The sequence below is a fragment of the Arthrobacter ramosus genome (genome assembly GCF_039535095.1).
In the GTDB taxonomy this organism is placed as follows: domain Bacteria; phylum Actinomycetota; class Actinomycetes; order Actinomycetales; family Micrococcaceae; genus Arthrobacter; species Arthrobacter ramosus.
This window is the reverse complement of the sequence record NZ_BAAAWN010000001.1, coordinates 2,209,590-2,229,448: the sequence shown is the minus strand read 5'-3', so window position 1 is coordinate 2,229,448 and position 19,859 is coordinate 2,209,590. Positions and strand designations below refer to the sequence as shown.

At 63.8% G+C, this 19,859-nt stretch carries 17 protein-coding genes and 4 pseudogenes; 13 read left to right on the top strand and 8 right to left on the bottom strand.

All coding sequences use genetic code 11. The annotated features are described in order from the left end of the window. Positions 1–36: 36 nt before the first annotated feature. Entirely contained in the window at positions 37–315 is a 279-nt protein-coding gene (locus ABD742_RS10305) for a hypothetical protein (RefSeq protein WP_234753647.1), read from the bottom strand. Positions 316–604: 289 nt separating this feature from the next. Further along, complete coding sequence (locus ABD742_RS10300; RefSeq protein ID WP_308193888.1) at positions 605–1,126, bottom strand: DUF6328 family protein; 522 nt, start codon at positions 1,124–1,126, stop codon at positions 605–607. 290 nt (positions 1,127–1,416) lie between these two features. On the opposite strand from ABD742_RS10300, the pseudogene ABD742_RS10295 reads away from it, so the two are divergent. From ABD742_RS10295 to ABD742_RS10280, 4 genes and pseudogenes are all read left to right on the top strand, one after another. Then, positions 1,417–1,509: pseudogene (locus tag ABD742_RS10295) on the top strand (DUF72 domain-containing protein); the annotation flags it as partial. A 60-nt stretch (positions 1,510–1,569) separates the two neighbouring features. Then, on the top strand, positions 1,570–2,526 hold the full coding sequence (locus tag ABD742_RS10290; RefSeq protein WP_344787840.1) for a cation diffusion facilitator family transporter: 957 nt from the start codon (positions 1,570–1,572) through the stop codon (positions 2,524–2,526). Between the two features lie 202 nt (positions 2,527–2,728). Then, on the top strand, positions 2,729–3,172 hold the full coding sequence (locus ABD742_RS10285) for a hypothetical protein (protein WP_234753644.1): 444 nt from the start codon (positions 2,729–2,731) through the stop codon (positions 3,170–3,172). A gap of 162 nt (positions 3,173–3,334) precedes the next feature. Further along, entirely contained in the window at positions 3,335–4,243 is a 909-nt protein-coding gene (locus ABD742_RS10280) for a dienelactone hydrolase family protein (RefSeq protein WP_234753643.1), read from the top strand. Positions 4,244–4,250: 7 nt separating this feature from the next. On the opposite strand, the pseudogene ABD742_RS10275 reads toward ABD742_RS10280, so the two are convergent. From ABD742_RS10275 to gad, 4 genes and pseudogenes are all read right to left on the bottom strand, one after another. Continuing rightward, positions 4,251–5,140: pseudogene (locus ABD742_RS10275) on the bottom strand (helix-turn-helix transcriptional regulator). A gap of 116 nt (positions 5,141–5,256) precedes the next feature. Next, positions 5,257–5,409: a hypothetical protein gene (locus ABD742_RS10270; RefSeq protein ID WP_172465612.1), complete on the bottom strand. Its 153-nt coding sequence runs from the start codon at positions 5,407–5,409 to the stop codon at positions 5,257–5,259. Between the two features lie 89 nt (positions 5,410–5,498). Then, complete coding sequence (locus ABD742_RS10265) at positions 5,499–6,365, bottom strand: class II glutamine amidotransferase (RefSeq protein WP_234753641.1); 867 nt, start codon at positions 6,363–6,365, stop codon at positions 5,499–5,501. Positions 6,366–6,408: 43 nt separating this feature from the next. Continuing rightward, on the bottom strand, positions 6,409–7,809 hold the full coding sequence (gene gad / locus ABD742_RS10260; protein ID WP_234753734.1) for a glutamate decarboxylase: 1,401 nt from the start codon (positions 7,807–7,809) through the stop codon (positions 6,409–6,411). A 220-nt stretch (positions 7,810–8,029) separates the two neighbouring features. Between gad and ABD742_RS10255 the strand changes: the two genes are divergently transcribed. The 5 genes from ABD742_RS10255 (at position 8,030) to pgsA (ending at position 13,539) form a co-directional block, all read left to right on the top strand. Next, positions 8,030–9,628: a S53 family peptidase gene (locus ABD742_RS10255; protein ID WP_234753640.1), complete on the top strand. Its 1,599-nt coding sequence runs from the start codon at positions 8,030–8,032 to the stop codon at positions 9,626–9,628. A 112-nt stretch (positions 9,629–9,740) separates the two neighbouring features. Further along, the gene (locus tag ABD742_RS10250; RefSeq protein WP_234753639.1) at positions 9,741–10,025 is read left to right on the top strand and encodes a YegP family protein; all 285 of its coding nucleotides are present in this window, start codon (positions 9,741–9,743) and stop codon (positions 10,023–10,025) included. Positions 10,026–10,269: 244 nt separating this feature from the next. After that, a complete protein-coding gene (gene thrS, locus ABD742_RS10245) occupies positions 10,270–12,279 on the top strand; it encodes a threonine--tRNA ligase (protein WP_234753638.1) in 2,010 nt (669 codons plus the stop codon). Between the two features lie 29 nt (positions 12,280–12,308). Continuing rightward, the gene (locus ABD742_RS10240) at positions 12,309–12,917 is read left to right on the top strand and encodes an HIT family protein (protein ID WP_234753637.1); all 609 of its coding nucleotides are present in this window, start codon (positions 12,309–12,311) and stop codon (positions 12,915–12,917) included. Next, positions 12,910–13,539 (top strand): phosphatidylinositol phosphate synthase, encoded by a 630-nt coding sequence (gene pgsA / locus ABD742_RS10235; protein WP_234753636.1) that lies wholly within the window; start codon positions 12,910–12,912, stop codon positions 13,537–13,539. The genes ABD742_RS10240 and pgsA overlap by 8 nt, the downstream gene beginning before the upstream one ends. A gap of 51 nt (positions 13,540–13,590) precedes the next feature. Here the strand turns inward: pgsA and ABD742_RS24320 are convergent. Continuing rightward, positions 13,591–13,734, bottom strand: a pseudogene (locus ABD742_RS24320) (DUF222 domain-containing protein); the annotation flags it as partial. A gap of 133 nt (positions 13,735–13,867) precedes the next feature. On the opposite strand from ABD742_RS24320, the gene ABD742_RS10230 reads away from it, so the two are divergent. The 3 genes and pseudogenes from ABD742_RS10230 to ABD742_RS10220 form a co-directional block, all read left to right on the top strand. Beyond that, the gene (locus ABD742_RS10230) at positions 13,868–15,106 is read left to right on the top strand and encodes a tyrosine-type recombinase/integrase (RefSeq protein ID WP_234754951.1); all 1,239 of its coding nucleotides are present in this window, start codon (positions 13,868–13,870) and stop codon (positions 15,104–15,106) included. Then, positions 15,103–16,023: a tyrosine-type recombinase/integrase gene (locus ABD742_RS10225; RefSeq protein ID WP_234754950.1), complete on the top strand. Its 921-nt coding sequence runs from the start codon at positions 15,103–15,105 to the stop codon at positions 16,021–16,023. The genes ABD742_RS10230 and ABD742_RS10225 overlap by 4 nt, the downstream gene beginning before the upstream one ends. After that, positions 16,020–16,844, top strand: a pseudogene (locus ABD742_RS10220) (tyrosine-type recombinase/integrase); the annotation flags it as partial. The gene ABD742_RS10225 and the pseudogene ABD742_RS10220, both read left to right, overlap by 4 nt. Here the strand turns inward: ABD742_RS10220 and ABD742_RS10215 are convergent. Continuing rightward, a complete protein-coding gene (locus tag ABD742_RS10215) occupies positions 16,777–18,663 on the bottom strand; it encodes an HNH endonuclease signature motif containing protein (RefSeq protein WP_344787832.1) in 1,887 nt (628 codons plus the stop codon). The pseudogene ABD742_RS10220 and the gene ABD742_RS10215 sit on opposite strands and share 68 nt — an antisense overlap. 261 nt (positions 18,664–18,924) lie before the next feature. Here ABD742_RS10215 and pdxS point away from each other — a divergent pair, with 261 nt between their 5' ends. Continuing rightward, positions 18,925–19,851: a pyridoxal 5'-phosphate synthase lyase subunit PdxS gene (gene pdxS, locus ABD742_RS10210; protein WP_284982234.1), complete on the top strand. Its 927-nt coding sequence runs from the start codon at positions 18,925–18,927 to the stop codon at positions 19,849–19,851. The last annotated feature ends 8 nt before the right edge of the window (positions 19,852–19,859 follow it).

The following is a 19,859-nucleotide window of genomic DNA, read 5'->3' as shown; positions in this document are numbered from 1 at the left end:
TTGTTCCTGCGGAGTTTGGTGGGTCGTTTGGGCGGTCTAGCCAGCGTCGAATGTTTCGCCGTCGTCGTCTTTCGGGGACTTATCCTCGGGCAGCCCTGTTGCATCGCCCTTCGGTTCGGACGAGAAAGAGCCCCCTGGCTTGCTTCCATCAGAGTTCGAGTCATCCAGTTCGGCATCGGCCGATGGCACCGCGGTTAATCCGTTGCGCCCGCCCGGATTCGCCTGCTCGGCCTCGCGTCCTGCGGTTTCCTGTTCGGGCGTCGGAGTTCCGTAGCCTCCGGCTTCCTCTTCCGCGGCTGTGTGCTGCTTGTCCATGTCCATGTCCAAACCGTCCTTTCCGTGCTGGTTGACTTGTTGAGGGAAAATCAAGGACCGGCTGCTAAAGGCCTTTCCGCCGGTGACCGGGAGAACGGCCTCAGCGATGCACGCCCTTTGGCCCCGGACGAGAAGGACGCCCGCCTTCTCTCGGCGCCTGCGTGAGCTTGCTTCCTCATCGAAACTAGTAGGCCGGACGGACTCTTGTCCATGGATTCGGGGAAATTGATCAGCAAACTTACTATGTTGATCGAAAAGGCCTACACTAGCTCGGTTTCTGGGCCGCGAACTAGGCCTCCGGCTCTGCCTTCCTGCGCCGGGGAGACCAGGAAAGCAGCGGGTACATCAGTACAATCGCCGCGAGAGCGACAAGAATGATGCCGCCGGCGGCGAGGCCAGCCTCGGGCCCCACGGCAACGCTGAAGATCAGTCCGGCGCATCCTGCGATCAGCAGGGATACACACGCCACGACGGCCTTGACGATCATGTCCCCTGCAGCTACCAGCCGGTACTTGACGTGATGCTGGAAGAGCCGCCGGTGCAGGCTGACCGGAACCAGCATGAGGCCGGTGGTCATGGTCGCCAGAACAACCAGCAGGAGAAACCACCACTTTTGCAGCTCGGTCAGGGTGCCGAATCGCTGCTGGAACGGAAGAGTTAGCAGAAACCCTCCGATAATTTGCACCCCTGTCTGGAGGACGCGTATCTCCTGGAGCAGCTCATTCCAGTTGCGGTCCATCCGCTGGTCCTCGGACTCATGCCTGGTGTCGGCTGCCGGCCAGGGGAGTGGAGGATCTTCCGGTCCGCTCACGACGGCCGCGGCAGTTCGCAACCTGCCACAGGGTTCAGTCCCATGTAGTTCAGGGGACCGGCAACAATATTCAGGCTGATTGTTGCCAACTGGGAACACTGCGCGGGAACTGCGCTGAAGTAGCCACGTTGTCCGGCGGCTACCGCTCCAATTATGAGCCAGATCACCACGATCAGCCCGAAAATCGACCCGAATCGCATGGCCTTCGACCAACCTCTCATCAATCCCGGATATCATCAGCTTACTTATTAAGTGACGTCGACCATAGGCTGGCAGGGCGGAAACTCACGGGCAAGGAGGTCTTCGTCTATTTCAATAACGACGGCGGCGGCAACGCGGTCCGTAACGCCCACACGCTCCGTTCCTTCCTCGGCAAGCACTAGGCGTGGCCTCCACGGTTGTTGGGTACCGTAGGTTCCATGGTTGAAACCAAGAAGGTCAAGATGCCATCTTCATCTCTCATGACCGTGATCTTGGCTTTTGCGGCAAATCTTCTTGTTGCCGCGGCAAAAACCGTCGCCGCCATACTTACCGGCTCCGCTTCGATGATCGCCGAGTCCGCCCACTCCTGGGCGGACACTGGAAACCAGATCTTCCTGCTGGTGGCCGAAAGGAGATCCTCGAAGAAGCGGGACGTGGCCCATCCGATGGGCTACGGCAGGGAAGCGTACGTGTGGTCGATGTTTGCCGCCTTCGGCTTGTTCACCGCCGGTGCTGTTGTGTCCGTGATGCACGGTGTCCAACAGCTTTTCGCACCGGAGCCCGCCGGTGATTTCGGGGTCGCCTATGTCGTCTTGGCGGTATCGTTCGTGCTCGAAGGGGCCTCGTTCATCCAAGCGTTCCGGCAGGCCCGCAAGTCGGCAAGGCAGCTTGAACGCCGCACCTTGGAGCAAGTGCTCAAGAGTTCAGATCCCACCATGCGTGCAGTCTTCGCGGAGGACAGTGCGGCGTTAGTAGGCCTGCTCATTGCCTTCTCGGGGATCTTCCTGCACCAGCTCACTGGATCGCCACTTCCGGATGCTCTCGGATCCATATTTGTCGGCATCCTTCTCGGTGTCATCGCGGTGGTGCTGATAGATCGCAATCGTCGCTTCCTCGTCGGTCAGGGCGTTACTCCGGAACTCGAGAAGTCGATGGCGATCAGGGTCATGGAACACCGGGAAATCGAGCGCCTGACGTATCTGCACCTGGAGTTTGTCGGGCCGCGCAAGCTGTACCTCGTGGCGGCTGTGGATATCACGGGCGACCTTCGGGAGCATGAAGTAGCCGTCGCACTGCGCCGTGTGGAACGGGAACTGGAGGACGAGGAGACCGTCGAGGAGGCGGTGCTGACCCTCGCCACCCCCGACGAGCCCTCGCTGTCCTTTGGTGTTCGGCGACAGTCGCCAGCCGTTGAGTAGATCAGCCGCGGCAATCCGCTTGAACCTCTGGGGAAAACAAGTACAAGCTACTCGTGCCATGCTTCACGCGAAGTTGTTGACTCAAGGGACCAGCATCCGCGTGCTGTCCGGGGACGCCGATCCCGGCTGGCCAACGACGGGGTCGGCCGAACGATAGAACCGGCGCGCACCGGAAGCACAGTGAATTTCGAGGGGAGCTGCAATGAACGGCCAACTATGGATTTGGATCGTGGTGGCGATTGTCATCATCGCGGTGATCGTCGCCGTCGTCGCTTATGGGCGCCGTGCGAAGGACGCCGCTAACCGCAAGCGCGCTGCGGACCTCCGCGAGAAAGCCCGTGCCGACGCCCTCGGAGCTCATGAGCGCAGCGCTGAGGCCGCTCGAGCGGCGGCTGACGCCGCCCGTGCCGAGAACGAAGCGGAACGGTTGCACAAAGAGGCCGCGGACAAGCAGAAGGCCGCCGAGCGGGCCAACGAAGTCTCGCAGGACAGGTTACGTCGGGCAGAAGAGTTGGACCCCGACGCGGGCAACCGCCCGGACCCGAATGGTGAGGGAAGCCGTCGGGACATGGACGACGACGGAAACCGGCGAGACCGCGACGATAACCAAGGCGACGAGGAGGGGCGCCGAGGTTCGAGATCTTAGTATTCGGATGATCAGGGCTTTGTCGACGCCGTGTCCGTAGTCTGGGACGAGGAGTGATCCGAGGCGAGATCTGGACGGTACATGGCGGCAACTTCGCTTCGAAGCCAAGGGCGGTTCAGCTGGCGAATCGACAGCACCGACCGATCATGGAGGTGAACCCGCGTGGTGGATCCAGCACGGTCTGAGGTCCTCTCACTTATTGGCTTGGACGCTATTCAGTCCTATGTTGCAGCCAAGGTTGTTCGCGGCCCGCGTGTGCGCCAGGGAAATGTCCTGGGGGAGCGGATCGAACTTTGGACGGATGGAGGGGACGTGGTCCCTTGCCTCTTCCTTAAACCGATCGATGACGTTCATCAGGTGGGTGCCGTGGTGGCGGTCCACCAACACGCCGGAAACTATGCGCTGGGGAAGAGCGAGCTGGCCGGGCTTGAAGGTGACCCGCAGATGGCTTTCGCCGTCGAATTGGCCGAGTCCGGCCTTCCGACACTAGTCCCGGACCTCCTGGGATTCGAAGAGCGGCAGCGTGACGCCATTGACCCTCAGCTGGCTGAAAACCGCGATGCGGAGCATCTGCTCGCTGGCGGGTCAACGCTGCAGGGCGTCCACACCAGGGATATTGCCATGGCTACTTCGTGGCTCGAAGCTCGCGATGACGTGCGCGGACCGCTCGGGATTATCGGTCATTCCTTGGGCGGCCAGGTGGGGCTCTTCAATCTCGCCTGTGATCCGAGGCTGCGTGCCGGAGTTCTCAGTTGCGGGATCGGGACGCTTGAGTCCTTCGAACGAGAGGGCATTTCCCATAACCCGGCCTGGTTTGTGCCCGAACTTCGCAAAGCCGGCGACGTGCATCTGGTCGTCCAAGCCATCGAAAACCAACGTGTCCTAGTTGTCGCCGGACAGGACGATCCGCTGTTTCCGTTTCAGGACGTCCAGGGCCTCGTCAGTTCCTTCAGGGAAGGCGTGGCCGATTTCGTTCCCTTCGAAGGCGGCCACGCCTTTCCCGCCGTTCAGAGAAGACACGCCATTTCGTGGCTGAAGTCCCGTCTGACGGAAGCCCGATCAACGCCTTAGTCAGCCGTCACACTCCACCTGCAGTGGGTGCGTCTTGAGGTTGCTCCGCCATTTCCTGCGTGGCAGCCCAGCTCGCGAGGAGGCGCAGGGCGTCTTCCGAGGGGGAACCAGGTTCTGCAGGGTAGATGAACAGCGAGAGGCCGGTATCCGCAGACAGTTCCATCGCCTCGAACAGCAGTCGGAGTTCGCCCACCACGGGGTGATGGAAATGCTTGAAACCGCTGTAGTGGCGGCGCACGTTATGCGCAGCCCAGCGAGTGCGGAATTCATCGCTGCGAGTGGAAAGCTCTCCTACGAGGTCGCTCAGCCCGCGGTCGAAGGGGTCGCGGCCGGCCTCGGTGCGCAGGATGGCCACCATGTTGTTGGCAGCGAGTTCCCAATCCGGGAAGAACCGCCTGGCCCGCTCCTCATCCAGGAAAATGAAGCGCGCGTAATTGGCCGGCCGGACGGGGTTGACGTACATCTCCGAGTGCAATGCGTGGCCGAGCCTGTTGGCGGCGAGGATGTCCATGCGTGCGTTGCGGACAAATGCCGGCGCGTCAGTGATCGCGTCAAGGGCAAACTGGACGCTTGGTCGAAGATGTTGAGGCGCAGATCGACGCTGCCGCTTGCTTGTTCCGGCGGCGCGGGCCAGATCGAACAGATGTGCACGCTCAGCCTCGTCAAGGTGCAACGCCCTAGCCAATGCTTCCAGGACGCTTTCAGACACTCCCGCAAGGTTTCCGCGCTCGAGCCGGGTGTAATACTCAACGCTTACCCGGCCAGGGCTGCGACTTCTCCGCGGCGGAGCCCGGGTACTCGCCGGTTCCCTCCCGACGTCGGCAGCCCCGCCTGTTCGGGCGTGATCTTCGCACGCCGGGAAGCAAGGAAATCGCGGGCGTCGTTCCGGTTGTCCATGCGATCAACGATAGTGACCTTTCAGCGCCCTGAGGGAGTCCCTGCCAGTACCTCTATCAGAGGAAATTCTCCAGCGGCGGTGATGCCCCGACGTCGTCCTAGGCCCCGACGTCGTCCTAGAAAATGTGGAAGTCGCCGGCGTCGGCGTTCGCGGACGGGTACACAACGGGTTCCCGTCCCAACTCAAGCAGGACGTCGTTGATGCTCATTTGCCCGTCGAGTTGGACGGCCGGGACGAAGGCGGTTTCGGATTCGACTTCAGCGGTCATGGATCGATCTTATGCGCGGCGAGGCCAACGTCCATGATGAACACGCGGCCTTCAGGGTAAGACGCCGGACGCTGTTTTGTGTTCCAGGATCACGGCTTCTGGGATGCGGCCGCGGAGGGGGAGAGGTCGGCTAGCGTGAGCGGATGTGTCGGATCCGCCGGGAAAGGGCGGCTGATGGTCACACCAAGATCCGGATTGATGTGGACCAGCGCACCGCCGGGCAGCGCTCTCCACTCCGGGTTGTCATCCATCGGTTCGGTGGCGATGAGGACATGTCCGGAACGGGCCAAATCCTTGCTGTGGGCGCGGATTCGGGAACTCCGTGCGTCCAGGGGAGCCGCTTCCTCGGACCGCACGGGCAACCGTTCCAGAATGTGCAGCTCATGCGTGTCCGGATACCTGACCGCCCAAACGTCGCTCGCCGTCGTCAGGATGAGGTTCAAGCTGAACACTGGCAGCTCCTTGGCGATCCAGCTGATCGCTTGGGTGATACCTTCGCCGACGTCGCCATCTGCGCGTCTGCTCTCCGCGGTGATCAATGCGAAGAGGCGTTCACTGTCTGTCTGGCCCTTCACCAGATCCGCAACTCCGAACTCAGCCAGCCGCTGATCGAGCCGTTCAAGATCGCCGAAGGCGCCGTTGTGGGCGAACAACCTCCCGTCCTGCTCGAACGGGTGCGTGTTGACCATGGTGTGCGCGCCGGTACTGGCATACCGCACATGGGCCAGGAACGTCGTGCTCTTCAGGACCCGTGCCTCACGCGCAAAGGCGTGGTCCTCCCATGCGGCGAGCGGCTGTTTGGCGACATGGGCCTTACCGTCACTGTCAAAGGTGCCTATGCCGGCGCCGTCGGGCTCGCGCCGGCTCTGGTCAGCGAGGCTGTCCGGCGCGTCCAAAAGCCAGAAAGTGGCGCGGACTGCTTGCGAACCGGCATGCAAGCCGAACAATCGGCACATGGCACACATCCTTCTTTGAAGCGGCTGGAGTTGAAGGCGCTGGCTAGTGGTGGAACGCCTGGGTCTGCCCACCGGCGGGCATCGGTGAGGTGAGGCCGTCCAAGTAGGCGACTTCCTTCTTGAGATCGGCCAGGAAACTGGATGCGAGGTCTCGTGTGAAACCGTTGCGGACAACGATCCGTTGGACTGTGATCTCACTCAATCCCTCCGGCATGGGGTACGCGGGGACGAGCCATCCATTCATCCGCAGCCGTTCGGACAGGTGATGAAGGCTCCAGTTCTCCGTGTAGCCGTCGGTGAGTTGCCAAGCAAAGACCGGGATGTCCGATCCGTCGCTCCACAAAGTAAATGGCTCCATCGCCCCTATTTCACTCGATAGATAGAGCGCCACATCCCGGGAGGTTGCCTGAACGGATCTGTATCCCTCGTATCCGAGCCGGAGGAACAAGTAGTACTGAAGGAGGACCTGGGCGCCGGGGCGTGAGAAGTTCAGGGCGAAGCTCGGCATGTTCCCACCCAGGTAGCTGACATGGAAGATCAGGTCCTCGGGGAGCGCTTGCTCGTCACGCCAGATGATCCAGCCAAGGCCGGGATAGACCAGGCCGTACTTGTGGCCGGATGTGTTGATCGAGGCAACCCGCGGCAGACGGAAGTCCCAGACTGTCTCCCGTTGCAGGAAGGGCGCAACCATGGCTCCGGAGGCACCATCGACGTGGATCGGAACATCAAGGCCGCGCTTTTCCTGGATCTCGTCCAGCGCCGCCGAGATCTTTTCCACGGGTTCGTAGACCCCCGTGTAGGTCACGCCCATGATGGCTACAACGCCAATGGTGTTCTCGTCCACGTACTTGTCCAGTTCGTAGCCGTCCAGCATTTGGTGTTCCTTCGACACCGGCACGTACCGGGCCTCCACGTCCCAGTAGTTGCAGAACTTCTCCCAGCACACCTGCACCGCCGAGCTGAGGACCAGGTTGGGTTTGTCGGTGGAAAGGCCGGCCGCCCGCCGCGCATGCTGCCAGCGACGCTTCAAGGCCAGGCCGCCCAGCATGCATGCCTCGGAGGAACCGATCGTGGAGGTCCCCACGGACTTCGCGGGATCGGGCGCGTTCCACAAGTCTGCGAGCATCCGCCAGCAGCGGGTCTCGATCAAGGCCGTCTGGGGGTATTCGTCCTTGTCGATCATGTTCTTGTCGAACGTCTCGGCGTACAGTTTCGACGCCTCCGGTTCCATCCACGTTCCAACGAACGTGGCCAGGTTCAGGCGGGAGTTGCCGTCCAACATGGCTTCGTCGTGGACAACCTGATAGGCAGTCGAAGGAAGGGACTCGCTGTCCGGAATGGTGAACCGTGGAAAAATACTGGATTCTCCCGGTCGGCTGAACACCGGGTTCAATTCAACTGCGGTGTCGGGTTCATGGGCTGATGTTCGGTGTGACCTAATGATGGTTCGCTCCTTTGACTCGCCGCTGCGCCGGCCGTTGCTGTCGCATGGCCCGCCAAGGCCCCACGCTACCGTGGGCGGCAGCCGTGCCCAAGCCCTTCAAGCCGTCATCGCTCGAGTCGGCGCCAGTGACCATGCCTGCTTCACGCCATGGTGCCAAAGTGGCTCCTGGTGCATAATCGCAGGTGACGAAGCTCTCTCACAGCGAGCGTAGGAGGTACCAATGTCGATGCAGGACACTCCAGAAGATCGACAGCCTGAGGAAACGCAAAGCGTTCCGCTGCCAGGATCAGACAGGGCTCCGGCTCCAGGCGTCCGGGACGTTCTCGGTCCCGTCGATCCTTCCCGTCGGATCGAGGCGACGGTCATCCTTAGGCGCCAGGAAGAAATGCCCGAAGTTCCCTCCGCAGCGCTTTCGCGGGACGAACTGGCCTCCCGATACGGCGCATCGGCCGCAGACCTGGATTTGGCTGTACGCACTTTCGCCAACCTCGGTCTCGACGTTGTGGAGTCGGACGCTGCAAGCCGCAGGATCCGGCTGGCTGGAACCGTGGAACGGATGGGCAGCATCTTCGGAACGTCCCTTGACGAGCTGACGAGCCGCGGCCCGGACGGCAACGCTGTCACCCACCGGCATCGCACCGGAGGCCTCCAAGTACCTGCAACCCTCGACGGCGTCGTCGTCGCCGTTCTCGGCCTTGACGACCGGCCGCAGGCCCGGGCCCAATTCCGCGCCATTCCCTTGGCCGCGGCCGGTACCAGCTACACCCCGCCCGAGTTGGGAAAGATTTACAACTTCCCTGAGGGAACGGACGGAACGGGGCAAACCGTTGCCATCCTTGAGCTGGGCGGCGGCTACGGACAGCAAGACCTTGACACCTACTTCCAGGGCCTGGGTATCGCCACGCCGAGCGTCACCGCGGTGGGAGTCGACGGCGGGGCGAACCAGCCGGGGCTGGATCCGGCGGGCGCCGACGGGGAAGTCCTGCTCGACATCGAAGTAGTTGGCGCCTTGGCGCCGAACGCCAGGATCGTGGTCTATTTCGCCCCCAACACCGACGCCGGGTTCCTGGATGCGATTGTCGCAGCCTCCCATGCAAATCCGGCGCCGGCCGCGATCAGCATCAGTTGGGGCCAGAGCGAAGACGCCTGGACCGCCCAAGCCCGGACGGCTTTCGACCAGGCCATGGCCGACGCTGCGGCCCTCGGGGTGACGGTGACAGCCGCAGCCGGGGACAACGGCAGTGCGGACGGCGCAACGGACAATAAGGATCACGCCGATTTCCCGGCGTCGAGCCCGCATGTACTGGCTTGCGGCGGAACCCGCCTTCAAGCAGACACCGCGACAGGGGTCATCAGCGCGGAAACTGTCTGGAACGACGGCCCCAACTCGGCTACCGGCGGAGGATACAGCGACGTCTTTGCGGTTCCCTCCTGGCAGTCGGGCATCTCGGGACACGCCAAACACAAGCCTGCGCCCAAGAAGGCCGGAAGGGGCGTTCCCGATGTCAGCGGTGTCGCCGACCCGCAGACCGGTTACCGGGTGCGCGTCGACGGGAAAGATATGGTGATCGGCGGAACCAGTGCAGTGGCACCACTCTGGGCGGCGCTGGTCGCCCGCCTCGCCCAGGCCACTAACAGGCGCTTCGGGCTGCTCCAGCCGCTGCTGTACCAAAACGGCACACAACCGGCGTCGGGCTTCCATGACATCACCACAGGCTCCAACGGGAGCTACCATGCCGGGACCGGCTGGGATCCCTGCACGGGCCTGGGCAGTCCGGACGGCAGTGCCCTCCTTGCATTGCTGCAAGCCAAGCCCTAGCAGACCTGCCGGAACCGTCGCAGTAGTCCCAAAAACCTAACGCCCAGATGGGTTTGGCTCGGTAGACTGGTTGGTGTCCTTTACAACCTCAGGTTTCAAAGGAGGCTACACAATGGCTGGATACTTTGAGCTGATCGACGGACCCGACGATGGGTACAGGATTGCACTACGCGACGGCGACGGCGACATTCTGGCGATGTCTACGACTTTCGCCACCAAGCAGTCGGCTGTCCGCGGGATATCCACACTCAGGGAGATCGCCGGAACGGCCCTGATCAAGGACAGAAGCCATGGCCGGTGGACCCCGTCCCTTGAGCGTCAGGCCCACCGCTTGCATCTGCTCCACCAACCGGCATGGCGGAAACACGAAGTGAGAAGCGCCGCAGGCCGCTTGTAGCCCTGCGATAGCGCGGTTTCAGACCGCCCCACAGTCTGGTCCCGCGGTCCTCCCCATTACGGGTGGCACGGGTCGCAGTTAGGCCTGCCAAAAAATCCCTCCGGCGCCGCGTCTTGTCGGCGAAAAACGGCATGCCCGCGCCTGCTTTGGCTGCCCCAGCCGGAGCGGATACGATGGACGATGGCTGGCTGTGGTCCCCGTACGCCACAAGCTATGAAGCCTTATCAATGAATAGGAGACACCCGTGTCAGATGCCCAGCAGATCACCCTCATCGTCGATGGCGAAGAGACCAAGGTGACGGAAGGGACCACCGGCGCGGAACTCTTCTTCGAGCGCCGCGACGTCGTAGTGGCCCGTGTCGACGGCGAACTCAAGGACCTTGACCAGGTACTGCCCGAGGGTGCCCAGGTTGATGGCATCACCATCGACTCGCCGGACGGACTCAACGTCCTGCGCCACTCGACCGCGCATGTCATGGCCCAGGCTGTGCAGCAGCTTCGTCCGGACGCCAAACTCGGAATCGGCCCCTACATCACAGACGGCTTCTACTTCGACTTCGATGTTGCCGAGCCCTTCACCCCTGAAGACCTGCGCCAGCTCGAGAAGATGATGCAGAAGATCATCAACCAGAACCAGAAGTTCGTGCGCCGCGTCGTCACCGAAGACGAAGCCCGCGAAGCCATGAAGGGCGAGCCCTACAAGCTCGAGCTGTTGGGCAAGAAGAACGACGCCGCCGACGCCGGCGAGGGCGTCAACGTCGAGGTGGGCGCCGGGGACATCACCATCTACGACAACGTGGACCGCAAGAGCGGTGAAAGCGTCTGGTGCGATCTTTGCCGCGGCCCGCACCTGCCCAACACCAAACTGATCTCCAACGCCTTCGCCCTCACCCGCTCCTCGGCGGCATACTGGCTCGGCAACCAGAACAACCAGCAGCTGCAGCGTATCTACGGCACCGCCTGGCCCACCAAGGACGCGCTGAAGGCATACCAAGAGCGCATCGCCGAAGCCGAGCGCCGCGATCACCGCAAGCTCGGCGCGGAGCTGGACCTGTTTTCCTTCCCGGATGAGCTGGGCTCCGGCCTGCCGGTGTTCCATCCCAAAGGCGGGATTATCCGCAAGGCGATGGAGGATTATTCGCGCCAGCGTCACGTCGACGCCGGATACGAGTTCGTCTACACCCCGCACATCACCAAGGGACACCTCTACGAAGTTTCCGGCCACCTTGACTGGTACAAGGAAGGCATGTTCCCGGCGATGCACATCGACGCGGAATTGAACGACGACGGCACCGTGCGCAAGCCCGGCCAGGACTATTACCTGAAGCCGATGAACTGCCCCATGCACAACCTGATCTTCCGTTCGCGCGGCCGCTCCTACCGGGAACTGCCCCTTCGGCTCTTCGAATTCGGCTCTGTGTACCGCTACGAGAAGTCCGGTGTTGTCCATGGGCTGACCCGCGTGCGCGGTATGACGCAGGACGACGCCCACATCTACTGCACCCGCGAGCAGATGAAGGACGAACTCACCACAACCCTGAACTTTGTCCTCGGCCTGCTCAAGGACTACGGGTTGGACGACTTCTACCTTGAACTGTCCACCAAGAACGAAGACAAGTTCGTTGGTGAAGACGCCGCTTGGGAGGAAGCCACCCGTACCTTGGCCGAAGTAGCCGAGGCCTCGGGCTTGGAGCTGGTGCCGGATCCGGGTGGAGCCGCGTTCTACGGTCCCAAGATCTCCGTGCAGGCCAAGGACGCCTTGGGCCGCACTTGGCAGATGTCCACCATCCAACTGGACTTCAACCTGCCTGAGCGGTTCGAGCTGGAGTTCCAGGCCGCTGACGGTACCCGCCAGCGTCCGGTCATGATCCACCGTGCTTTGTTCGGCTCGGTAGAGCGTTTCATGGGCGTACTCACCGAACACTACGCGGGAGCTTTCCCCGCATGGCTTTCGCCCGTGCAGGTGGTTGGCATTCCGGTGGCGGAAGCGTTCAACGACTACATGTTCGACGTCGTCGGCCAGCTCAAGGCCGCGGGCATCCGTGCCGAGGTGGACATTTCCTCGGACCGCTTCCCGAAGAAGATCCGCACTGCGAGCAAGGACAAGATTCCTTTCGTCCTCATTGCCGGCGGAGAGGACGCAGAGGCCGGCGCGGTGTCGTTCCGCTTCCGTGACGGCAGCCAAGACAACGGTGTGCCCGTTGCCGAGGCCGTCCGAAGGATTGTGGACGCCGTCAAGAACCGCGAGAGCTGACGAGTCGGACACCGCGGGGGCAGGGAACAGTGCAGGAGAACACGGGCGTGACAGCTGACTATCCGGGCGATGCCGAAGTGACTGACGACTTCGGCCTGGCAGGTGTTCCCGATGCCTTCCAGCGCCTGTGGACGCCGCACCGCCTGGCCTATATCAAGGGCGGGCAGAACCAGTTCAAAAACGAGGACGACTGCCCCTTCTGCGTGGCTCCGAGCCGCACGGACGAGGAATCCCTCATCGTGCGCCGCGGCAAGACGTGCTACGTGGTGCTCAATTTGTTTCCCTACAACCCCGGTCATTTGCTGGTGTGCCCGTACCGGCATGTTCCGGACTACACGGACATCACGGTGCAGGAAACAGCGGAAATGGCGGAACTCACGCAGACCGCCATGCGGGTGCTGCGAAAGGTGGCCAACCCGAGCGGCTTCAACCTGGGCATGAACCAAGGTGTGGCGGGCGGGGCGGGAATCGCCGCCCACCTGCATCAGCACGTGGTTCCGCGCTGGGGTGGGGACGGGAACTTCTTCCCGATCATCGCCCAGACGAAGGCCATCACCCAGACCCTTGACGAGGTCCGCCAGCAGGTGGCCGACGCCTGGCCTGAAGAGTCGGATCTGTCCGGGGAGACGGATGCTTAATCGGCACGCCCGCGGGTTTTTCACCGGGCTGTTCTCGCCCCTTGCCCGGTTCCTGCTCAGAGTGGGAGTCTCGCCTGACGCCGTTACCGTCGTCGGGACCGCCGGCGTAGTACTGGGCGCCCTGATTCTTTACCCCCTCGGCCAGCTCTGGTGGGGTTCGCTGCTGATCGCCGTTTTCGCGCTGTCCGATGTCGTGGACGGCATCATGGCAAGGGAACAAGGACGCAGTGGTCCGTGGGGAAACTTCCTCGACTCCACGCTGGACCGGCTGGCAGACGGCGCCATCTTCGTCGGCGTCGCAATCTGGTTCTTCACGGGCGGCGGGAACAGCGCGATTGCCATAGCGTCCCTGGCCTGCCTGGTGCTCGGGATGGTGGTTTCGTACGCCCGCGCCAAGGCTGAATCATTGGGCTTCTACGCCAATGTGGGCATCGCCGAGCGCGCGGAGCGGCTCATCTCTGTGCTCCTCGTCACCGGTCTGACCGGACTGGGCTTGCCTCCCGTCGTCTTGCTGGTGACCCTTGTCATGCTCGCCGCCGCTACGGCCGTCACAGTCGTCCAAAGGATGGCGGCCGTCCGCGAACAGGCGATGGCAGACGTCGACGGCGGGACGCCCGCCTAGGCGGTGGGATCATCCTGTCGTGTGCAGGCGCGTTTCGTGTCCGGGGCGGGTTTATGTCCGGGTGGGTCTGAAGTGGTGGTTGCGTCGGGGTGTTTGGCGGGGGTCGACGTGGGGTGGTGGTTTGAACCATGGCACCCCGGTTTCCATGGTGATGGTCCAGTGTTCTTTGTGGATGACGTGGTGGTGGTGGCTGCATTATGCCGATGTCCGGATTATGCCGACGTTTGCTGTTGTGGCCTGATTTGGCGGGCTTGTCTGGGATTCTTATCGGCATAATCAGGTGACGGGTGCACGCTTGCCTTTCCTCGTTTTGGAAAGGGAGAGCGTGATGGATAGTGGTTTGAACGTCGTGGTTTCTGGGCCGTTGGGCGGTTTCGGAGTCGGGTTCGCTGAGTATCTTGGCCGGCTGGGGTATGCGCCGACCTCGATCGGTTTGCGGTTGAATCTGATGCGGCATCTGAGCCGGTGGCTCGTCGAGGAAGCGGTCTCACCGGCGGCGTGCGATGCTGCCGCACTCGAACGGTTCCTGGTGGGCCGCCGGGTGACGCACACGGACATGTCCTCGGCGGGGAGCCTGGCACCTCTGGTCGCGTATCTGCGATCGATCGAGGTGATTCCAGGGGAGGAACCCGAGACCGTGCCGGAGCCGGGTCCGGTGGATCTTGTTCTGGAGCGGTGGGGCCGGTTCCTGGCCGACGATCGTGGTCTGAGGACATCGACGATCCGGTACTACCGAGAGTTGGCGCGTCCGTTTCTGCTGTCGCGGTTAGGCGGCCAGGCGCTGGATCTGGAGGGTCTGGATGCTCGGGCGGTGAGCGGGTTCGTCATGTCGCAGATTCCGGGAATGCCCGTGGGGTCGGCGAAGCTGACAGTGACGGCGCTGCGGTCGCTGCTGCGTTTCCTGTTCGCCGCCGGCCACATCGGCGATCGGCTGGATCAGGTGGTGCCGGCCCGGGCGGGGTATCGGGATTCCGGCCTGCCACGAGGTCTGACTCCCGAGCGGGTGAAGGCGTTGATCGCCGCGGTCGATCCGGCATCCCGCACGGGAAAGCGTGATCTCGCGATCGTGCTTGTACTTGCCCGGCTCGGGTTGCGGGCCGGGGAGGTCGCTGCGTTGAGCCTGGACGATGTCGATTGGCGGGCGGGAACGCTGCGAGTTCCCGGTAAGGGCGGGCAGAGCGATCTGCTGCCGCTGGCCGCCGATGTTGGTGCGGGGTTAGCTGCGCATCTGTCGGTCGAACGTCATCCTGCCGCGACGGGCAGGGCGTTGTTCTTCACGTCCTCGGCTCCGTATCGTCGGCTCTCCAGCGCAGCCGTCAAAGCCGTGGTCCGGTGCGCCGGCGCACGGGCCGGACTCGGGCCGGTGGGTGCTCACCGGTTGCGGCATGCTGCCGGGACGGCGACGATCAATGCCGGCGCGTCCTTGGAAGAGGTGGCCCAGCTGCTGCGGCATCGCCATCTGGCCTCGACGACGATCTACGCGAAGGTCGACCTCACCCGGTTGGCCGGTCTGGCCCGGCCCTGGCCGGGTCTCGGAGCAGGTCAGGCGGGCGGTGAGCTCCGATGAGCGCGCTTGAGTCGCTGGTGGGGGATTACCTGCGGCTGCGCCGCGGACTGGGTTTCAAGCTCGCGACCCACGAGCGTTACCTCACCGAATACCTCCGATACCTCGAGCGAAGCGGCCAGGAAACGGTGACGACGGAGAATATTCTTGGCTGGGCGAGAACTCCGGGCGGCGCTGCCAGCTATCACGGCGCCAGGCTCTCCGTGGCGCGTTCCTTCGCTCGCTGGGCGCACGCCTTCGATTCGAGTATCGAGGTCCCGCCGCGGCAGCTTCTGCCCGCTCGCTCGCCGCGGGCCGTCCCGTTCATCTACTCGGATGAGCAGGTCCTGGCGCTGCTGGAACAGGCCCGGCTGTTGCGCTCCCCGATGGTCGCGGCCACTTACCGCACGCTGATCGGCCTGTTGGCCTGCACCGGGATGCGGGTGAGCGAGGCGATCAACGCAAATCGTTCGGACCTGGACGCAGGCGTGTTGAGCGTTGCCGACACGAAGTTCGGCAAGTCCCGGCTGGTCCCGTTGCACTCCAGCGTCCTGGAGGTGCTCGCCGATTATGCGCTCACCCGTCACCGGCTGCTCGGGCCGGTCTCCACGGAGGCGTTGCTGGTATCCAGCGCGGGAACGCGGCTGATTTACAAGAATGTGCACAGGGTTTTCCATCGTCTTGTCGCCCGGGCCGGCATCACGCCGAAATCGCAGCAGTGCCGGCCGAGGATCCATGATCTGCGGCATAGCTTCGCCGTCACCACGATGATCGGCGCCTACCGGGACGGAGCCGTCCCGGCCGAGGTACTTCCCGTGCTCTCCACCTATCTGGGGCATGCGAGCCCGGGAAGCACTTACTGGTATCTGGAAGCGGTCCCCGAGCTTCTCGCCGAGGCCGGACGACGCTTGGGCCCGCTTCAGGCGGAGGAGCAATCATGACTTTGCTCGCGCCGACGCTGGAGAAGTACTTCGCCGAGCACCTGATGCGCGCTCTCGGCGCCAGCACCCACACCATCGCCGCTTACCGCGACACCTGGCGGCTGCTGCTGGCCCACGTCCACGAATCCACCGCGATCAGCCCGGACAAAATCGAGCTGACGATGCTTCACAGCGCCCGGATCACCAGCTTCATCAAACATCTCGAGCACGAACGCGGCAACAGCACCCGGACCCGGAACGCGAGACTGGCCGCCGTCCGCTCCTTCTTCGCCTACGCCGCCTACCAGCACCCAGAGCACGCCGAGCTGATCGCCCGGGTCCTAGCCATCCCGCAAAAACGAGTTGATCGCAGCGATATCGACTGGCTCACCGAGGACCAGATCAAAGCACTACTGGCCGCACCCGACCGGGCTACCCGCACCGGGCGACGCGATCACGCTCTTATCCTTACCGCGATCACGACCGGGCTACGCGTCACAGAGCTGACCGGACTGACCTGGGAACACATCCACCTCGGTCCCGGAGCGCACGTCATCTGCCAGGGCAAGGGGCGAAAGAACCGAGCAACCCCGCTCAGCCCGGAGAACGTGAAAACGCTCACGACCTTGCGACTGGAGCAGAGACCCTCCGAACACGACCCCGTGTTCCCCACCCGCACCGGAGCCCGGATGAGCACCGACGCAGTTGCCCAGCGAGTGAGCCTCCATGCCGTCACCGCAGCGAATACCGAGCCATCATTGAGCGGAAAGAACATCACGCCCCACGTGCTGCGCCACTCCACTGCCATGAGGATGCTGCATGCCGGTATCGAGACCTCAGTGATCGCGCTCTGGCTCGGACATGAAAGCGCCGAGACAACACAGATTTACGTCCACGCCGACCTCGCGCTGAAAGAGAAAGCCCTCGAAAGGATCCGCCCAACGAACACGCCGCCGGGCCGCTACGCTCCCGGCGACAAGCTCCTCGCGTTCCTCGAAGCCCTCTGATTATGCCGATAAGAATCCCAGACAAGCCCGCCAAATCAGGCCACAACAGCAAACGTCGGCATAATCCGGACATCGGCATAATGCAGCTTATGCCGACATCGGCATAATGCAGCTTATGCCGACATCGGCATAAGCTACATAAGAGGGTGCCGTTGTCGGTTCCGGTGGTGCCGCCGTTGGACCAGTAGGTGATGTGGTGGGCTTCGCACCGGGGTGCGGGGATGGTGCAGTCGGGGAAGGCGCAGCCTTGGTCGCGGGCGATGATGGCTTTGCGGATGTGGGGCGGGAAGACCCGGGTGGTGCGGCCGATGTCCAGCACGCGGCTGTCGCTGCCGAGCAGGACGGGGATGATGTCCGCGTCGCAGGCGATCTTGCGGATGACCGAGGGGTGGAGCGGGCCCTGGAACGTGGAGGCGCCGCTGCTGAGGCGGGCGCCGGCGGGCGTTTCGCTGTCGAGGTGTTCGAGGCGCTCCAGGAGGTCGCGGTAATCGATGGTCACCATCACCTGCGGCCGGAGGCCACCGTTCGCGGGCAGCTCGCCGGTGGACAGGGCCACTGCGCAGGCGCCGATGAGCCCGTCGAGCAGTTTCTGCGCCCGGGAGCGTGGGTCCAAGTCGGTGCCGGTGCCGGTGCCGGCGGCGTTGGGCTGGAGGCGCGGGTTGGCGGCGGTGTTCATGACGGTGGCGAGGGTTTCGAATTGGTCCGCGGTGGCGAAGATTTCCAGATGATGCAGGCCGCGGCGGGGTTTGCGGATGAACGCTCCCTGGCGGTGGCGCAGTTCTTCCTCGCCGGGTTCGGATCCGTCCTGGTCGATGGCATCGACCCAGCGTTTGGCCATCCGGGAGACGAAATCGGGATCGCTCTGCACCGCAGTGTTGGTGAGTGAGTGTTCCATCTGGTGGGCGGTTTCCGCGTCGGCGAGGTGCCGTACCTGGTCCAGGGCCGTGCTGATCACCGTGGCCGAGCGGGAGGGCAGGGCTGCCGAGGACAGGGCCGCGGCGAGGACCCCGTGCCGTGCGGGAACGTCCTGCCCGGCGATCCCGGTCTGCGGGAGCACCCCGGAGGCCAGTGCGAGCCGGCGCCTCGCTTCGCCGATGCTGATCCGCAGCCTGGCGCGCAGGAATTCGGCGGCGTTCCGGTACCCGTCGTCGAGCGCTTCGGCTGCTGCCGTGAGGCCGGCGGCAGAGCCTTCCGGGCCGGCCGCGGCTGCTGCGGTATCGGCTTCAGTTCCCGCGACCGGTGCGGCTGCGGTGGGCTCGGTCCAGCCGGTCCGCCACCCCGCCGCCGGGGATGCCTGCCGTGCCGCCTGGGCTTCGCGCCGGGTCCGCTCCACGGCCCCGGCGGCCACGAGCTGCAAGAACTCCACCGTCCGCGAGATCTCCTCGACCTTGCCGGCGAAATCCGCGGCATCGGGGAAAGCAAACACGCCGGCGTCGGCGACAGCTGTTGAGCGCAGCGCTTCCATCGCCGCCACGGCCCGATCAAGGTCAGGTGCGGGCGACAGCGCGGCCCGCGACGGCACGGCGGCCCGGTTTTGCTGCCCGGCATGCCGGGCAGGAACGGGCTTCAGGCGGCGGGACAGACGTCCCAACGACGCGAGCCCGACCTCGGGCGGGGCTGCCCGAGGTGCCACGAGTTGACCGATGCCTTCCATGAATAAACCCTGACACGGGGGTCTGACATTTATAGCCCAGCTAGCTTGCGATCTGTTCCCGAAGGATACCGGCGCGACCCGGTGCGCGGTGCCGCCGGAACTGCGTGGCCGAGGCTGGTAATCAAGTACGACGGGCACAGCGCAGGGGACTAGTATTGAAGTTACTTGGTCAATGTGACCTGGAAATCCGGTGTGCGCTGTGTGTGGCCCCTGTCCGCCTGCGCCCCGGCCAAGGTCTTCTATCTACCCATAGGGGTTTTTGTGTCTACACCTGATGTAAGCAACGAAGCCGGTTCGTCCGCAGCCAGCGTTACGGGCAGCAACCGCGTCAAGCGCGGCATGGCCGAGATGCTCAAGGGCGGCGTCATCATGGACGTCGTCAACGTCGAGCAGGCCCGCATCGCCGAAGATGCCGGTGCCGTGGCCGTCATGGCGCTCGAGCGCGTTCCCGCCGACATCCGCGCCCAGGGTGGCGTGTCCCGCATGTCGGACCCGGACATGATCGATGCGATCATCGCCGCCGTGTCCATCCCCGTCATGGCCAAGGCCCGCATCGGCCACTTCGTCGAGGCCCAGGTCCTGCAGTCCCTGGGCGTGGACTACATCGACGAGTCTGAGGTCCTGACCCCGGCCGACTACACCCACCACATCGACAAGTGGAACTTCACGGTTCCCTTCGTCTGCGGTGCTACGAACCTTGGTGAGGCGCTGCGCCGCATCAACGAGGGCGCGGCCATGATCCGCTCCAAGGGCGAGGCCGGCACCGGCGACGTCTCCAACGCCACCACCCACATGCGCCAGATCCGCGCCGAGATCCTCCGGCTCTCCACGCTGCCCGAGGACGAGCTCTACGTCGCGGCCAAGGAACTGCAGGCCCCGTACGAGCTCGTCAAGGAAGTTGCCGCGACCGGCAAGCTCCCCGTCGTGCTATTCACGGCCGGCGGCATCGCCACCCCGGCCGACGCTGCCATGATGATGCAGCTCGGTGCGGACGGCGTGTTCGTCGGTTCGGGCATCTTCAAGTCCGGCAACCCGGCCCAGCGTGCCGCCGCCGTCGTGAAGGCCACCACCTTCTTCGATGACCCCGACGTCATCGCCAAGGTCTCCCGCGGCCTGGGCGAAGCCATGGTCGGCATCAACGTCGAGGAAATCCCCGAACCCCACCGCCTTGCCGAGCGCGGCTGGTAAGTCTTAGC

Coding starts and splice junctions, on each gene's coding strand:
- ABD742_RS10305 (WP_234753647.1), bottom strand. CDS start 315: ATGGACAAGCAGCACACAGCCGCGGAAGAGGAAGCCGGAGGCTACGGA.
- ABD742_RS10290 (WP_344787840.1), top strand. CDS start 1,570: ATGCCATCTTCATCTCTCATGACCGTGATCTTGGCTTTTGCGGCAAAT.
- ABD742_RS10285 (WP_234753644.1), top strand. CDS start 2,729: ATGAACGGCCAACTATGGATTTGGATCGTGGTGGCGATTGTCATCATC.
- ABD742_RS10270 (WP_172465612.1), bottom strand. CDS start 5,409: ATGACCGCTGAAGTCGAATCCGAAACCGCCTTCGTCCCGGCCGTCCAA.
- ABD742_RS10265 (WP_234753641.1), bottom strand. CDS start 6,365: ATGTGCCGATTGTTCGGCTTGCATGCCGGTTCGCAAGCAGTCCGCGCC.
- ABD742_RS10255 (WP_234753640.1), top strand. CDS start 8,030: ATGTCGATGCAGGACACTCCAGAAGATCGACAGCCTGAGGAAACGCAA.
- ABD742_RS10250 (WP_234753639.1), top strand. CDS start 9,741: ATGGCTGGATACTTTGAGCTGATCGACGGACCCGACGATGGGTACAGG.
- pgsA (WP_234753636.1), top strand. CDS start 12,910: ATGCTTAATCGGCACGCCCGCGGGTTTTTCACCGGGCTGTTCTCGCCC.
- ABD742_RS10230 (WP_234754951.1), top strand. CDS start 13,868: ATGGATAGTGGTTTGAACGTCGTGGTTTCTGGGCCGTTGGGCGGTTTC.
- ABD742_RS10225 (WP_234754950.1), top strand. CDS start 15,103: ATGAGCGCGCTTGAGTCGCTGGTGGGGGATTACCTGCGGCTGCGCCGC.
- ABD742_RS10215 (WP_344787832.1), bottom strand. CDS start 18,663: ATGGAAGGCATCGGTCAACTCGTGGCACCTCGGGCAGCCCCGCCCGAG.